13 protein-coding genes are annotated in these 16762 nt (G+C 44.2%); 3 read left to right on the top strand and 10 right to left on the bottom strand.

The window, feature by feature from the left end; all coding sequences use genetic code 11:
• Positions 1–38: 38 nt before the first annotated feature.
• The 10 genes from F7D73_RS01500 to argR all read right to left on the bottom strand — a co-directional run bounded on the left by F7D73_RS01500 (position 39) and on the right by argR (position 9954).
• On the bottom strand, positions 39–821 hold the full coding sequence (locus tag F7D73_RS01500) for a pyrroline-5-carboxylate reductase family protein (RefSeq protein WP_153121969.1): 783 nt from the start codon (positions 819–821) through the stop codon (positions 39–41).
• 123 nt (positions 822–944) lie between these two features.
• A complete protein-coding gene (locus F7D73_RS01495) occupies positions 945–3020 on the bottom strand; it encodes an outer membrane beta-barrel protein (protein ID WP_153121968.1) in 2076 nt (691 codons plus the stop codon).
• A gap of 21 nt (positions 3021–3041) precedes the next feature.
• On the bottom strand, positions 3042–4100 hold the full coding sequence (locus F7D73_RS01490) for a tetratricopeptide repeat protein (protein WP_153121967.1): 1059 nt from the start codon (positions 4098–4100) through the stop codon (positions 3042–3044).
• Between the two features lie 12 nt (positions 4101–4112).
• Positions 4113–4634, bottom strand: a complete 522-nt coding sequence (locus tag F7D73_RS01485; RefSeq protein ID WP_118190869.1) for an energy transducer TonB — start codon at positions 4632–4634, stop codon at positions 4113–4115.
• 5 nt (positions 4635–4639) lie between these two features.
• Positions 4640–5008: a LytTR family DNA-binding domain-containing protein gene (locus F7D73_RS01480; RefSeq protein WP_089544447.1), complete on the bottom strand. Its 369-nt coding sequence runs from the start codon at positions 5006–5008 to the stop codon at positions 4640–4642.
• A 283-nt stretch (positions 5009–5291) separates the two neighbouring features.
• Entirely contained in the window at positions 5292–6434 is a 1143-nt protein-coding gene (locus F7D73_RS01475; RefSeq protein WP_153121966.1) for an aspartate aminotransferase family protein, read from the bottom strand.
• Between the two features lie 109 nt (positions 6435–6543).
• A complete protein-coding gene (gene argC, locus F7D73_RS01470) occupies positions 6544–7545 on the bottom strand; it encodes an N-acetyl-gamma-glutamyl-phosphate reductase (RefSeq protein WP_022252914.1) in 1002 nt (333 codons plus the stop codon).
• Positions 7546–7548: 3 nt separating this feature from the next.
• Complete coding sequence (locus tag F7D73_RS01465) at positions 7549–8751, bottom strand: argininosuccinate synthase (RefSeq protein WP_153121965.1); 1203 nt, start codon at positions 8749–8751, stop codon at positions 7549–7551.
• A gap of 76 nt (positions 8752–8827) precedes the next feature.
• Positions 8828–9433: a GNAT family N-acetyltransferase gene (locus tag F7D73_RS01460; protein ID WP_089544440.1), complete on the bottom strand. Its 606-nt coding sequence runs from the start codon at positions 9431–9433 to the stop codon at positions 8828–8830.
• A 32-nt stretch (positions 9434–9465) separates the two neighbouring features.
• Positions 9466–9954, bottom strand: coding sequence for an arginine repressor (argR, locus tag F7D73_RS01455; RefSeq protein WP_153121964.1), 489 nt, complete (start codon positions 9952–9954; stop codon positions 9466–9468).
• Positions 9955–10246: 292 nt separating this feature from the next.
• Between argR and F7D73_RS01450 the strand changes: the two genes are divergently transcribed.
• From F7D73_RS01450 to F7D73_RS01440, 3 genes are all read left to right on the top strand, one after another.
• A complete protein-coding gene (locus F7D73_RS01450; protein WP_228117596.1) occupies positions 10247–11596 on the top strand; it encodes a glycoside hydrolase family 28 protein in 1350 nt (449 codons plus the stop codon).
• A gap of 101 nt (positions 11597–11697) precedes the next feature.
• A complete protein-coding gene (locus F7D73_RS01445) occupies positions 11698–15057 on the top strand; it encodes a SusC/RagA family TonB-linked outer membrane protein (protein WP_153121962.1) in 3360 nt (1119 codons plus the stop codon).
• A gap of 24 nt (positions 15058–15081) precedes the next feature.
• The gene (locus F7D73_RS01440; RefSeq protein ID WP_153121961.1) at positions 15082–16701 is read left to right on the top strand and encodes a RagB/SusD family nutrient uptake outer membrane protein; all 1620 of its coding nucleotides are present in this window, start codon (positions 15082–15084) and stop codon (positions 16699–16701) included.
• Positions 16702–16762 lie beyond the last annotated feature (61 nt).

The following is a 16762-nucleotide window of genomic DNA, read 5'->3' as shown; positions in this document are numbered from 1 at the left end:
AAAGCTGCATAGGTTTTATTCTTATGCAGCTTTTTTATTTATTTCTTTCCTGCTATCAATCCCTTGATGACGGCATTGGTGAAGCCATTCTGCTCCATCGTGTTCAAACCTTTGATGGTGCAACCGCCTGGGGTGGTAACCTTATCGATGGCAGCCTCTGGGTGTTCGCCTGTTTCCTGAAGCAGCTCTACGGCACCCTTGATGGTCTGCAAGACAATCTTCTGGGCATCCTTTGCCTTGAATCCCATCTCTACGCCGCCTTCCACATTGGCTCTAACATAGCGCATGGCGTAGGCGATGGCACACGACATGGCGGTGGCAGCTGGGAAGAGGCGTTCTTCCATGATGAGGCTTTCGCCCAATTCATCGAAGATTTCTGTAATCTGCTGGATTTCTGTGGCAGATGCATCTACTGGAGTGATGAAGGTCATCGACTGCTTGTAGGCAATGGCGATGTTTGGCATCACGAGGAAGAAGGTTGGGGTGATACCATCCTTGTCTAACCACTCCTTGATGTTGGCTGATGGCACACCGGCTGCAACGACCACGAGTTTCTGATTCTTGTAGTTGAGTACATCCTTGATTCCCTTCAATGTCTTCTCTACACACCAAGGCTTTACTACCACGCATACGATGTCTGCGCCGTGGCAAGCCAACTGGTTGTCTAGAGTTACGCTGGCTCCTTCGCTTGCGAAGTGATCCAATACTGGTTGGTTATGGTCTGATACCGTAATATCTGATGGAGTGAACTTCTCGCTCTGCAAGAGTCCTTCAGCCATAGCACCGCCCATGGCACCTGCTCCGATAATTGTTATTTTCATTGTCGTCTTATAATTAAAATGCAATTACGGTGCAAAGATACTACTTTTATCTGAAAATAGCGTGTCTATAGACGATTTTTTAAGAAAGTACGCTTGTTTACTGACGATATTCTAAGAAATTCGCTAGTTTACTCCCATTCTGGAAGTATCCACGTCCTTGGTTCTCTTCTCCTTGTACTTGCCTATCTTACAGATGATGGAGATGGAGGCAGATGCCCAATCTTGCTTGATGTTCATGTGATAGTCTTGATTGCCTTGTACTGATTTTGTAGAGAATCCCTCGTTGAAGATGTTGCTGCCTTTAACCACAATGCTCCATTTATCATGATCGGAAGCCCACCTCAACATAGCATTCAAGAGAAAGACTGATTTGATGTCATAGAGTCCTTGAATGGCTTTCGACTGATAGAATGGGTTAAGTATGAAATGGATGTGATGGCTTCGGCTAAGCTGGGCGGATAGATTGCCGGCAAGAATGGCAGAGATATGTTTGCGATTGAAGGGCAAGTCAAAGAAATCGTTACTCTTGTCATGTCTGTAGATTCCTGTTGCCGAAACACTTCCGTTCATCCAATTGCCTATACCGAAAGTCGTCGATGCTCTAATGCCTATAGTATGATTATAGTCGAAATTGGTCTCCTTCATAATGACTGCCAGGTGGTCGGTAGTCTGATAAGGCAACTGCACAGAATAGTTGGGTTGGAACTTTGCAAATGCCATCAATGTATGGCGACTTTTGATTGTCCACATCAGGTTGGTCTCGTATGTAGAGTAAGGCTTGAGATGAGGATTTCCCCATATCTCCATATAGTTAGAGGCATAGTAAATGCTACTCATAGTTGACCAATAACTAGGAAACTGTGAGCTGGAACTGAAGGATAAGTTGAGTATGTTGCCAGGATTGGCTTTCCACGATGCATTAAGAGTGGGATAAATATGCCATTTGTTCCATTGTGGAGAATGATATTGCTCTGCTTCGACAGAGGCTTCCAAGCTGATTTGCTCGTTTATCTGTTTGCTTATGCCGCCATAGAAACTCAAGATTCTTTCTTCGATATTCACCTGGCTGGTTGCATCTGGAATGTCTGCTCCATCCTTGTTGGTCGTGGCTTGGTAGCTTCTGTTGTTGCTGTTTTGGAATTTCATACCATACGACAGTTCCCAACCCTTCTTCAATGAGTGGGATTGATCGGCGGTGAAAAGCCATTTGTCTATTACCTGCTTGCTGTTTGTGTATAGAATACGTTCTTCGTCAAGCATCGTTCCTTCCAGATATTGATGGCTGGGATTTTGGTAGTTGAGATAGGATATGCCTATTTGTAGTCCAAAGGGCAGGTTGTAGCTGGCATCTACATTGTGCAGGTAGGTATGTTCATTGCCCTGTTGCTGGGATGTGCCTGTTCCCATCGTTTCATGATGAGGATGACTGCTGTTCCATTTTCCTGTATATGCCAGGGATAGCTGGTGGTTATCAGTAATGGCATAACTTAGTCCCATACGATAGTTGTGAGTCAATCCAGGGGTTTTCTGTGAGGTCTTGTCATGATACGCTACTCGCTTTCCTTGAAGGGGATGATTGGCATTGGTGGTTGTCTCTCCGTATGATGTTCCATCTGTAAATGAATACATGGCATCCAGACCGAATTTTCCTTTTTGGAACAGCAGGTTGGCTTTGCCTTCCCCTTCTCCGTATTTGCTTTGGCTCCAGATGCTTTGTATTTGTCCTGAAAGCAGGTTCTTTCCTACATAGTCTTTGGTAATCAGGTTGATGACCATTCCACGAACATGTAAGCGTGCTGGCGCTGCCAGCATCACTTTGGCTTTGGCTAATTGTGAGGCGGGCATGGCTTTTAATCGCTCTGCCAGTTGTGCGTAATTGAGCGTGGTTGGTTTGCCGTTGATGATGAGAGTCAGTTCCTTTCCTGCATAATTGATGTTGCCGTTTAGTTCGTTTACTCCTGGTATTCGGGTAAGGGCATCATAAGCGTTGTCTGCCGGCATTTTCTCTATGAGCAGTGGCATGTTGTAAACCAACTGTCCTCTTTCTGCCTTGACGATAGGACGTGTCGCCTTGACGAAAACCTCTGGCAGGTTTTGCATCATCATCTCGGCGGTAAGCGTGTCTTTTGCCTCTTCGTTTTGAGCGCAAAGGGGCTGGCTCAGCAATAATGCTGAACCTAAGATAAAATTTATTTTCATGTATTTATGTGAGTTTGATGGTTATTGCTTGAGTTGCTCTTTGGCTTTGGATATGAGTTGCGCTGCCTCTTTTTTATCTTCCAGTCTGTTTGCATTTGCTAAGAACATCTGGAGATGCTGTTTCGCTTTCAGCTTGTTTTTGGAAGCGATGAACATTTGGGCGGCATTGTAATGGTAGAGAGGATTATCTTCCTCATCGTATAAGGTGCATAGCTCAAAGTCACGGGCAGCGTCTGCATATCGGTTGTGTTGGAAATGTAAGTCGGCTAGCCATTTATAGGTTCGCAAAGCTCTGTCTTTTGGCAAGGAAACCTCTAACGACTGGTTGAAATGAGCCATGGACAGTGAATCCATGCAGAAGGATTTCTCTATCAAAGCCAAGTGGAAAAGGCAAGTGGCATTGTCGCTTTTGAACTGAACTGCTTTCTGGTAATGTTTCAGCGCTTTTTCATTGTCCGGCTGGTCCTCATAACAGAGACCAAGGATGAAATTGGATTCGAAATTATCAAATCCTTGCGCTATCAGTTTCTCATACAAGGGTATAGCCTCATCGTATTTGAATTGCATGAATAGGGAATAGGCATATTCCTTGTTGACATATAAGTTCGTGGAATCACATTGAGAAATGTAATTCTTCGCCACTTTTTCTGCTCTGTCAGGTTTGTTCACTCCATTGTAATGCACGGCAAGCGAAGCGATAATTTCACTGTCGTATGGGAATAAGAATGCGATGCGTTCACCCCAGAGAGAAACCTTGTCATTGTTGTTCTGATTGAGATATGCATAATAGAACATTCGCATGTCTTCGTGGTTGATGCTATCTGATGGAATCTTGTCTAGGCAAGAAATGCAGGCGGTGTAGTTGCCTACTTTCCGATAGCAGGAAGCCAGTTTCCTGCGTGCTCCCAGGTGAGATGGATTTGCTTCCAGATACTTTTGATAGTATTGGGTTGCATGAAACACATCATATCTACTCAAACAGCTATCTCCTTGTTGAAGTAGATTAGCTGTGGTATCGTTGGCCTTGGCATTCATTGCCATACATAGCCATAATATAAGGATCAATCTAAACTGTTTCATCGTTTTTGCTGATTATTTTTTTCTTACTTCGGGAGTGAAAACGACAGGCAAGGTAAACTCCATGTTGACTTCCTCGCCATCGGAGAGTCGGGCAGGCTTCCAATGAGGGCTTCTCTTGAGAAGTTCAATCACAGTCTGCTCATAGGCTTTTTCTTTGGGAGCTTCGAGAACTTTAAACAATCCCAATGTTCCATCCTTTTGAACGGTGAAGTTGATGACGACTCGCGCAGGCTTGTCTTCCAATCCTTTAGGATATTGGATGTTTGTCATCACCCATCTTAGGAAATCGTTGATGTCGCCATTGCCGTTGAAGATTGGCATCTGACCACCTTCCGGTAAAACAGCTATCGTCTTTAACACATGAGGTTGTGATACGCTTTGCGGTTTGAACATAAGGACGATGGTTATACCTATTATTGCTATCACGCAAGCGGCTATCCCAAATACCTTTTTATATATATGAGATTTTGTGTATCTTGTTTCCTGTGCTTTGCCCAGGAAATAAGTTTCTTCCTGATTGTTTTTTCCTTTCATACCTTTTATGATTTTATGGAGTTGTCTAAAAGTGCTTTTAATTGTTTGAGTGGTTCCTTGCTGACGTGCAGGGTGAATTTCTCGCAAAACCGCTCGTTGTACAACACTAGTTCAGAAGTGTTGAGGTTGATGCTGAAAATGTGCTGACTATTAATAATGTAGTTTCTGCCAACACGAGCGAAGAAGTGTGCCGTTTGGGCAAGTTGCTCTACTATTTTCTTCTCAAAGACCACAAGGTTGAACGAGAAGGTGTATTCATCGCCGTTGGTGAGTCGGAGATTGCAATAGCTTCCTTCCGAACAGACGTATGCTATCTGTTCGGAAGCCACTCTGAGCAAGAAGTTGGCATTTGATATGATGAGATATTCTTCCATACTGATAAGTTTGGTGCAAAGATAAGCATAATATTTCAAAAGTATGGCTGGAGGTAGCGTGTTTTTTGTGAACTAGTGGACTTGTTTTGTGAAAAATATGAAGTCAAACTCCAGATATGACTATCTGTTAAGGTGGTCAACTAAAATCGTTAAACCACAATTAGTAATCTAGCAAGGAAAAAACAAAAAAGCAGCAAACCGCAAAGGGCTTGCTGCTCACGATAGGAGTGATTCCTATTTCTTTTATGGGTTGAGTTTTCTTTATATCCTTATCAGAAAGGGTTTATACTTCTTTTAATACAGTTTCCAATCTTCCGATGAAGTCATCCACATTCTCCTTGGTCAATACCAATGGAGGGAGGATACGAAGGATGTTGGTGCCGGCGCAACCGGTGAAACAGTGCTGCTCGTGGATGAGCTTGCTGCGAACTTTCTTGTGAGGAATATCGAGTACGGCACCTACCATCAAACCACGGCCACGAACCTCTGTGATATGGCTGTTGCGCTTCTGCAACTCCTTCAGCTGGGCGATGAGATATTCACCAACCTCATGTGCATTCTGTACCAGGTTCTCCTTCTCAAATACATCGAGAACGGCGAGAGCGGCAGTACATGCCAGATGGTTGCCACCGAAGGTTGTACCCAGCTGACCATATACAGGAGTAAACTCTGGAGAAATCAACACGCCACCCATAGGGAAACCATTGCCGATACCCTTGGCTACTGTGATGAGGTCAGGCTTGATGCCCAACCACTGGTGAGCGAAGAACTTACCGCTTCTACCATAACCGCACTGGATTTCATCGCAAATCAGGAAGGTGCCGTATTTCTTGCAGGCTGCCTGCAAACCCTGAGCAAACTCAGGAGTTACCATGTTGCAGCCACCTACGCCCTGAATCGCCTCGATGATACAAGCGCAGACATCGCCCTTGGCAAGTTCCTTCTCCCAAGCCTCCAGATCGTTGATAGGAAGATAGGTTACGTGACCATTATCATTGATAGGAGCGATGATCTTTGGATTATTTGTTACCTCTACGGCAAGGGATGTTCTGCCGTGGAAAGCCTTCTCTATAGAAAGCACGCGGGTTCTTCCGTTGGTGAATGAAGCCAGCTTCAAGGCATTCTCATTTGCTTCGGCACCAGAGTTGATGAGGAAGAACTGATAATCCTCATAACCGCTAGCCTTACCTAGACGCTCAGCGAGTTTCACCTGCAACTTGTTGATGACAGAGTTGGAATAGAAACCCAGGTTGTTCAACTGGTTGGTGAGCATCTCCACATAGTGAGGATGGCAATGACCGATGCTGATAACGGCATGACCGCCATAGAGGTCGAGATATTCCTGACCCTTGTCGTCCCATACCTTGCAGCCCTTACCTTTTACTATATTAATATCGAAAAGAGGATATACGTCGTAAAGTTTCATGTTAAATCTATGTTTTAAGAAAGACAACTCATAGAGTTATCTTGTGATAAACTATTTTTTATGATAGAAGAACGAATGAATATTCATCCGTTCTTCCGAATTCTTTTATCTAAAAAGCTGATGGCTTGAGTTTCAAACCTGCAGTCTGGTCGAGACCAAACATGATGTTCATGTTCTGAACAGCCTGACCTACGGCACCCTTCAGAAGATTGTCGATGCAGGAAGTAATCAGGAGTTTATCGCCATACTTATCTACATGAACCAGGCACTTGTTGGTATTCACCACCTGCTTCAGGTCGATTGCTTTATCCACATAGTGGGTGAACTTGGCATCCTTGTAGAACTCCTTGTAACCTGCTACGATTTCCTCGATTGGCTTGTCGGTCTTTACCACTTCTGTAGCGAAGATACCACGGGCGAAGTCGCCACGGTAAGGGATGAAGTCGATGGCTGCATCGAGATAACCCTGTGTCTGCTTCAGACTCTCACGAATCTCTGGCACGTGCTGATGGTTGAATGCCTTGTAGATGCTCATGTTGTTGTTGCGCCATGAGAAATGGGTAGTGGCACCTGGCTTCTGACCAGCACCGGTGCTACCGGTAATGGCGTTAACAGAAACATCGCTGTTGATGAGGCCCATCTTAGCAGCAGGCAACAAACCAAGTTGAATGCAGGTTGCAAAACAACCTGGGTTTGCCACGTGCTGAGCTACGGCTATTTTTGATTCATTTATTTCTGGAAGTCCATATACAAAATCGTGAGCGGCTGGGGTTGGCTGCTGGGTAGCAACCACAGTCTCAGGGGCAAGACGGAAGTCCTGTGCCAGGTCGATAATCTTCACGTTCTCCGGAACATTGTGCTCCTTCAGGAACGCCTCGCTCTTGCCGTGACCGAAGCAGAAGAAGATGACATCCACCTGGTCGAAAGGCATCTCGGCGGTAAACTTCAAGTCGGTCTCGCCATACAATCCCTCGTGAACCTCAGCCACCAGGTTGCCGGCGTTACTCTCGCTGTTGGCGAATACAATCTCTGCCTCTGGATGGTTGATAAGGAGGCGAATCAACTCACCTCCTGTATAACCAGCTGCTCCTAAAATACCTACTCTAATCATAATTTATCTTTCCTCGTTAGGGTGCATACCATAATAAACACGGAGTGGGGTAGAGCTTACCTTGATGAAGCCCTTCGCATCCTCGGCTGTCCAACCGTGCTGCATCTCGCCATACTCACCGAGCTTAGACTTGGTCAAATCGTCTGGTGAATCGATTCCTACAGTCTGGAAACTGTATGGACGAAGCTTCAAGATGGCTGTACCGTTTACGTTGCGCTGAGAAGAAGTCAGCATTGCCTCGATATCCGGCATCACTGGCTCCAGGTACTGGCTCTCGTGGAGGAACATTCCGTACCAGTTGCCTACCTGGTCCTTCCAATACTGCTGCCACTTGCTCAAAGTGCTCTTCTCCAACAGGCGGTGAGCCTCGATGATGAGCTTAGGAGCCGCAGCCTCGAAACCTACACGACCCTTGATGCCGATGATGGTGTCACCCACGTTGCAGTCGCGACCGATGGCGTAAGATGCACCAATCTCCTCAATCTTCTGGATGGCTGCAATCTTATCATCAAACTTCTCGCCGTTGACAGCCACGATCTCACCCTTCTCGAAGGTAATCTTCAGTTCAGCCTCTTCTTCCTTGGCACTAACGTGCTTCAGATAAGCCTCCTCAGGAAGACCCTGGGTTGGGTCGAGAATCTCACCACCACAGATACTGGTTCCCCAGATACCTACGTTATATGAATACTTCAACTTGGTGAAGTCTGCATAGAAACCATGCTCGTTCAGGTAATCAACCTCCTCCTTACGAGAAAGTGCCTTGTCACGTGTCAATGTGATGATCTCTACACCAGGAGCCATTACCAGGAAGGTCATGTCGAAACGAATCTGGTCGTTGCCGGCACCTGTACTTCCGTGAGCGATGGCGTCAGCACCAATCTCCTTGGCGTAACGAGCGATGGCGATAGCCTGGAAGATACGCTCTGAAGATACAGAGATAGGGTAGCAGTTGTTGCGGAGCACATTACCGAAAATCATGTATTTCAATGATTTCTCGTAATACTCGTGGGTAACGTCGAGAGTGACGTATGCCTTGGCGCCCAACTTATATGCGTTTTCCTCGTTGGTCTTCAACTGCTCGGCAGAGAAACCACCAGTGTTAGCGCATGCTGCATAAACATCCCAGCCATCCTGGGTCAACTTCATTACTGTGTATGATGTATCGAGACCGCCGCTGAAAGCGACTACAACTTTTTTATTTGCCATTTTATTTTATGTTTAATATGTGGTGAATAATGTTTAGATGGCAATTTTGCCAACACCTTAAATTATATGTAAGGATTTAAATTTCTGCAGATGGACCGTCAATCTTGCGGATTCTCTCAATCACTTCCTGAGGAAGCTTGATAGGCAGATGCTCCTCAGGGTCGAAGAGCATGGCGGTACAGATGCAGTATTTGCGGTTGGTACGATGGAGTACATCTACGTTGATGCAACCCTCGCAACCACGCCAGAATGACTCATCATCGGTCAGGTCGGCGAAAGTAACAGGAAGATAACCCAGCTGGGTGTTCATCTTCATGACAGCCGAACCGGATGTCAAAGAGAAAATCTTGGCATGAGGCCATCGCTGTCGGGCAAGCGTAAAGGTCAGGTTCTTGATACGCTTAGCCAGTCCCATACCACGGAAGTCTGGGTGAACGATCAAACCTGATGTGGTAACATAGTGCTTGTTGCCCCATGTTTCGATGTAGCTGAAACCAGCGAACTTTTCGCCCTGGAGAGCGATGACCGCCTTCGCCTCTCTCATTTTGGTGGCAACATATTCAGGTGAACGCTTGGCGATACCTGAACCACGTTTCTTTGCTGCTTCTGCGATTGTAGTCAGAATGGTGTCGATGTACTTGATGTGACTTTCGTCAGCCACCATTACTTTTACTTCTTCCATTTTCTCTGTATATTTATAATGTATTTGTATTCTTATTTATTATCTTTATGAATGTCAGGAATAACTTCAGCCAAAGCATTGATTACTTCTTCTTCGGTAGTTCCTTTTTTCTTTACCAGGAATATCGTATCATCACCAGCGATGGTTCCCAGTATTTGAGGAATATCACTGTTATCTATGTTGTAGGCGATACTGCTGGCGTAGCCTGGTCTTGTTTTGATAACAACCATGTTGCCAGAGAAGTGGACAGACTGGAATCCTGTACTCACCATCATCTTGGCAACAGATGAAGGATGGGAAACTCTCTTATACAAGGTGTCGTTTGGCAAGACATAAGCATATTTACCGCTGGAAGAAGCGGCTTTCGCAACCTTGAGCAGTTTCAAATCTCTACTCAATGTTGCTTGCGTTATCTGGAAACCTTCTTTGTGAAGAGCTTGCAGGAGTTGCTCCTGCGAACTGAGCTCCTGGCTTGAGATAAGCATCTTTAATGTTTCTAATCTGCTATTCTTTACCTTCATGTGATGTATTTTTATACGTTTGCGGTTGCAAAATTACAATAAATATATGAAAACGCCAAGAAAATATGAATGAAATTTGCATAATTAACGATAATTTGTTGTTTATTATTGTATTTATGCATGAAATATGCAGAATAAATATGCATATTATGCATTTTGCGGTTTTGAGAAGGAGGGAATAAAACGTATTTTTGAGATATTTTGCATTTTTCTTGCTTAAAACTTGCAGTTCTTAATTTTTTTTTTTTTTTTGCAGCAACTAATCTTTAAGCCTATGGTAAATAAATTAACTATGAACTTATTGATTCTGTTGGCCATACCCTGTATTCTCTATGGTCGTAGTTTCAATGTGATGGATTTCGGTGCTCGAGGTAACGGAATCAGTGATGACGCAATCGCCATTCAGAAGGCTGTGGATGCCTGTACGAATGCCGGAGGGGGAGATGTGGTCTTTTCCGCCAATCATACATTTCTTTCAGGACCCGTACAGTTGAAATCAAACGTGAACATCGTTCTTGAAACCAATTCCGTCTGGAAAGCCAATCCCGATGAGAGTATCTATCATCTCAGCGCCTTCGGCAAGAACGAGGGGGAGGGTATGATGTGGATATGGGCGAAGGATGTGGAGAATCTTTCGTTCTCTGGTCATGGTACGATTCATGGCAATGGTATCAAGTTTATGGGGGCTGAACTTTTTGATAGTTACGAACTCAAACCGGTCACTACCTTCGATCCCCGTCCGCACGTGCTTACCCTGATGGGAGTCAGGAATCTCAATATCCGTGATATTACCATTCGGGAAGGTGCTTACTGGACGGTGCATCTCATCGGTTGCGATGGGGCAGTAATTGACGGCATCAATCTGCTCAACAATCTCAAGATCCGTAATGGTGATGGCATTGATATCGATCATAGCAAGAATGTGCGCATTGCCAACTGTCATATCACCAGTGGCGATGATGCTATCTGCCTGAAGAACCGTCGTGAGTTTGAAGAATATGGTTCTTGCCACGATATCGTTGTAACGAATTGTGTGATGGAGAGTCGCAGCTGTACCGTGAAGATTGGCAGCGAGAATATGGATTCCATCTATAATGTGGTTATCGACAATTGCGTGATCAAGGGTAGCAACCGTGGTCTCGGTATTCAGAACCGTGATGAAGGAACCGTGAGCAATGTGGTTTTCTCTAACATCATTCTGGATTGCCAGCTGTGGAGCGATGTATGGTGGGGCAAGGCAGAACCTATTTACGTTACTTCTTACCCTCGTGCCAATGGAAATCACAAGGATGCCAACTGGCGATTCCCTAAAGGTCAGACTGTAGGAAGATGTGGCGAGGTGAGTCATATCTACTTCAATCATATTTATGCCACTTCAGAAAACGGATGCTTTATCGGCGGAGATACCCGGGATAAAGTGAACAATATCTATCTTAGCAATGTACATCTCAACTTGAAGAAACTGACAGGCTATGATGGCGGCGTGTATGACAAGCGCCCATGTCGTGGCGAGGGCTTTATATATAATAAGGTATATGGAGTCTATATGGAGAATGCCAGGGATGTAGAGATTGATGATCTGAGAGTACAGGTTGGACCGAAAGTAAACTATGGAGGAAAGACTTTCGGTATAGATGACTAGAAAAACAATCTTTTCATAGAATTGAAACTAAAATCTTAAACAGGTGTAATAAGGTAGTACTACCTTTGTATCCGATTATTAATAACAAAATCTAATAAGTTATGCAAATAGTACAAAAGACAAATGGAAGAATCATGAAAAGAGTATTGCTTTCTTCCGCCCTTCTGCTGGTGAGTACACTCACATTTGCACAAAGTAAGGTCAGCGGCACCGTGAAAGATGCCAATGGCGAACCTCTCATAGGCGTAAGTGTCATGGAGGTAGGTACTAACAATGGTGCGGTTACCGATATAAATGGTAACTATACCTTGAATGTGAAGCCGGGAGCAAAGTTGAAGCTCTCTTACATTGGATTTACGTCAAAGACCATTAAGGCAAGTGGCAATAGTCAGATAGTGTTGGATGAAGATAACACTGCCCTCAACGAGGTGGTTGTGGTAGGTTATGGTACGATGCGCCGTAAGGATGTTACCTCTTCAATTACTACCGTGAAGGCTGAAGATTTGAACCAAGGTGTGTTTACAGACCCAGGTCAGATGCTTCAGGGAAAGGTTCCGGGTTTGGTGGTTTCTTCTACTGCCGATCCTAACGGTTCTCCTACCATTACACTTCGTGGTGCTTCTACTCTCCGTACAGGTGCCATGTCACCTTACTATGTAGTGGATGGAATCCCTGGAGTTGATATTTCTATTGTGTCTCCAGAAGATATCGAGTCTATTGACGTGCTTCGTGATGCTACAGCTACGGCCATCTATGGTTCCAAGGCTGCCAATGGTGTAATCATCATTACTACCAAGAAGGGTGCTGAGGAGAAAACCAATGTCTCTTACAATGGCTATGTAGCTTTTGACAATATCCTGAAGAAATATGATGTGTGTACAGCTGACGACTTGCGTCAGTATGCAAAGGACAACAATATAACTCTCAAGGATGGTGGCGCCAATACGGATTGGCAAGACGAGGTGCTTCGTACTGGTATAAGTCATAATCATAATGTAAACATTAGTGGTGGAAATGGTTCTACTAATTATATGATTAGTGCCGATCTTAGAAAGCGTGAGGGTGTCATCAAGATGACAGGCTTTGACCGTTTCAATGTCCGTTCTCTTGTGTCAACCAAGACATTGAAAGACCACCTTACGGTTTCTCTTGGTGCGAATATGATGTATGGCAAACATTTTGGCGTACCATCTGGCAATGAGGGTGCATCTGTGCTTGATGCCATGAACTACTATTCTCCTACAAATGCCATCAAAAATGCGGATGGAACATGGACAGTAGGCTCTGGTTCCAAGAACTATAACCCTCTTGCATTGATGGAGGAAAATAAGTCTGAGACTGTATGGAAACGTAACCAGTTTGTTGGTAAGACCGCCCTCGAACTTTGGAAGGGATTCGTTTGGAGTGTCAACTATTCTTGGAGTAATTATCAAAGTACTTATAGTGCCTATAATACCCGTAACTCTCAGTTGGAGGGTATAGGCAACAAGAATGGTCAGGCTACCCGTAATACTTATTTTGGTCGTGAACAGACTTTTGAGACTTATCTCAACTACGATTTCAAGGTCGGAAAGAGCAAGTGGGGCTTGATGGGTGGTTATTCTTGGGAAGAAAAGAAGAATAACGATGGATTCGGTCTCAGTGTTGAAGGTTACTATAATGATGATCTTGGATGGTATAATATGTCATACGCACAAACCATCTTGGGTGTTCAGAACTCCGTTCAGAGCGGCTATTTGGAGAAAGTACGTAACATCTCTTTCTACGGTCGTGTGAACTACTCTTTTGACAGTCGTTATATGCTTCAGGCAACCATTCGTCGTGACGGTTCTTCGGTATTCGGCAAGAACAATCGTTGGGGAACTTTCCCTTCTGTATCTGCTGCCTGGAATATCACTGAGGAGAAGTTTATGCAGAACCAGCATATCTTCGATAACTTGAAACTTCGTGCGGGATATGGTATTTCTGGTAATGCCATGGGCTTTGATGTGTATTCTTCTTATAATACGTATGGTGCTTCTGGTACATTCGTATATGACGGTAAGACTTATCGCACATACGGTGCAACCAAGAATGCAAACCCTGATTTGAAGTGGGAGTCAACAGGTATGTTGAACATTGGTCTCGACTTCGCATTCTTGAAGGGACGTCTGAATGGTACTGTAGAAGTTTATCATAAGAAGACCAAGGACTTGATTTGGAGCTATCCTGTTTCTACAACTCAGTACATATATAGTTGGATGGATGCCAATGTGGGTGAGATGACCAATAAGGGTATTGAGTTCACATTGAATGCGGTGCCTGTTCGTACCAAGAATTTCATGTGGAGTACTACCCTCAACCTCTCTCATAACAAGAATACTGTCGATAAGATGCAGAATGAGACATTCCATACTACTAATCTCACCCAGGGTGATCCAATGGTAGCTGGTGTTTCTGCTGATGGTTGGACACAGAGAATTATGGAGGGCGAACCTATTGGTACATTCTATACGTATCAGTATGCAGGAATTGTAAATGGACGCTCAGAGTACTACGTTCTTGATGAAAATGGTAATCGTACAGGCGAAACTACCAATAATCCAAGTTTGAAAGACCGTTCTATAACTGGTTGTGCGCAACCTAAGCTCAATGCAGGTTGGAATAATACGCTTACTTATAAGAACTGGAGTCTGAACGCATTTATCACAGGTGTGTTCGGTAATGACGTTTATAATAGTGCTCGCGCTCACTATACGGCTGCTCAAATGTTCTCAGATGGTAAGAACGTATTGAAAGAATTCCTTTCTAATCCTGTTGGCGATGCTTCAGGCTCACTTCCTTCGGACCGTTATATAGAGAAAGGATCTTACGTTCGTCTTCAGACGCTCTCTTTGAGTTACACATTCCGTAATTGCTTTAATGACTGGATTCAGGATTTGACTCTTTATGGCACAGCCAATAACCTCTTTACGATCACTAACTATAAGGGACTTGATCCTGAGGTGAATATGGGTGGCATTGATCCGGGTATCGATTATCGTTGGAGCCGTTATCCACATACACGTACCTTCATGGTGGGTGTTAAGATTAATTTCGGTGGAAGCAAGAAGAAAAAGGCTACGCCACAGTATATCGACCGAGAGGTAATCAAGGAAGTACCAGTAATCAAGGAAGTGGTTAAGGAGGTTCCAGGAAAGACAACTTTCGTACAGAGCACATACGTTGTGACATTCCCTGTAAATTCTGCAGAGATTGGTAATACTTCAGAACTTGATGGCATCAAGAGTGGCTCTAATGTCGAGATTGTAGCATACGCTTCTCCTGAAGGCAAGTCTTCTGTAAATCAGCAGTTGTCTCAGAAACGTGCAGATGCAGTAGCTAAGTATCTACAGAATAAGGGTGTGAATGTGACTCGTATTATCGCCAAGGGTGCGGATACCAATCATGCTAACCGTATCGCTATTGTGACTGTTAAGTAATAACATTTAATCAGATTACAGAATATGAAACTAAATAGATTGTTTATTTCAGCTGGATTGTTAGCTATGACACTTACCGGCTGTACGGATTTGGACATGAGTCCAAACTCGCAATATACTGAGGATCCTAGTCAAAACTCAGGAGTTGATCCTATGATTGTTGTGGAGGCAAAAATGGCGGATGTATATTACCATCTTGCAGGAACATTGGGCCGCCGTTATATGGAGGCACAATGCTTGGCTTCCGATGAGTTTACTTCACTCGCTTTTGCTGGCGGTTATTATGACAGTGGTACCTATGCTCACCAAGCATTACATTGTAGTTCTCCTAATGATGCATCTATCGGTTGGTATGATGATGTGACGGCTGGTATTACAAAGGCGAATACCATCTTGGAGGATTTGGGTAGTGGAGCTTCTGCCCAGATGAAAGCGCCTGCTCGTGCCATACGTGCTTATTACACCTGGATTTTGATGGATAATTATGGTGATACGCCGATTTTGGATCAAGTTCAGTCTGAAGGTTCTGTGGTACCTCGTTCTCCACGTAAGGAAGTTGCGGAGTGGATTGAGAGTGAGCTTAAAGACATTATCCCTGCATTGACGGATGATGTTACTGAAAATACATACGGCAAGCCTACTAAATGGATGGCTGAGGCTCTTCTTGCCAAGCTATATATCAACTGGCCTGTTTATACGGCGGAGTCGGTTGACCAATATGATGCTGCAACTGCTGTAAATCCAAAGTTGGATGCTTGTATTGCTGCTTGCGATGAAATTATCAATAGTGGTAAGTTCAATTTGGGTTCTGTTGACTATCTTCATAAGTTCTCATACGACAATGGCTGGAAGGTGGAAGACTTCATATACGCAATACCATATGATGCCATCAATCGTCAGGGTATGCAGTATGCTCGTCCTCGTACATTCAAGGATATGAAAAAAATGTTGCCAAATGTCTATGGTTCAACAGATAAGTTTACTCAGTCGTTTGGTGGTAACATGGTAGTCACTCCTGAGTTTGCCAAATTGTTTTCTCTGGATGGGGATATTCGTAATCTCAGCATTCTTCGTGGTGATGTCTATGTTCGTGACCCAAAGACTTTACGTCCTACAACTGAACCTTTTATGTATAAAGGCAACCAGGTACATTTTACGGAAGACATCACTCTTGCAAAGAAAGATAATACCATTGAAGTTGGCAATGACGCCAATGCTTATCAGCAGGGTTGTCACTCCATCAAATGGTTTACTACTCCAGCCGATTATAATAATGGTCGTAACCAGTCTAATGACTTGCCGATTTTCCGTTATGCCGACATACTTCTTATGAAGGCTGAGGCTCTTACTCGTCAGGGTAGTAGTGGTGCAAAAGCTCTCTTCAACCAGATTCGTTCATACGCAGGTGCTCCAACGATAGCTAACGAACCTACCTTGCAGGAAATCTATGATGAGCGTGGTCGTGAATTCTTTGATGAGAACTGGCGTCGTAATGATATGATTCGTTTCGGTCATTATGAGGATGAGTTCTTCCCTCATTACAAGGACTTCCCGGATGCAAACTTCGACAAGCGTCATCGCATCTTCCCAGTGCCACAAAACACAATCAATTTGAATGGTTGGGAGCAGAATCCTGGATATTGATCGATTGAATGATGATAAATGGGGAGTGGTGGATTCTGCCACTCCCTTTTTCTAATTGTTA

The sequence above is a fragment of the Segatella copri genome (assembly GCF_009494395.1).
Lineage (GTDB): Bacteria > Bacteroidota > Bacteroidia > Bacteroidales > Bacteroidaceae > Prevotella.
The sequence above is the reverse complement of the archived record's forward strand: the minus strand, read 5'-3'. Positions and strand labels throughout refer to the sequence as shown.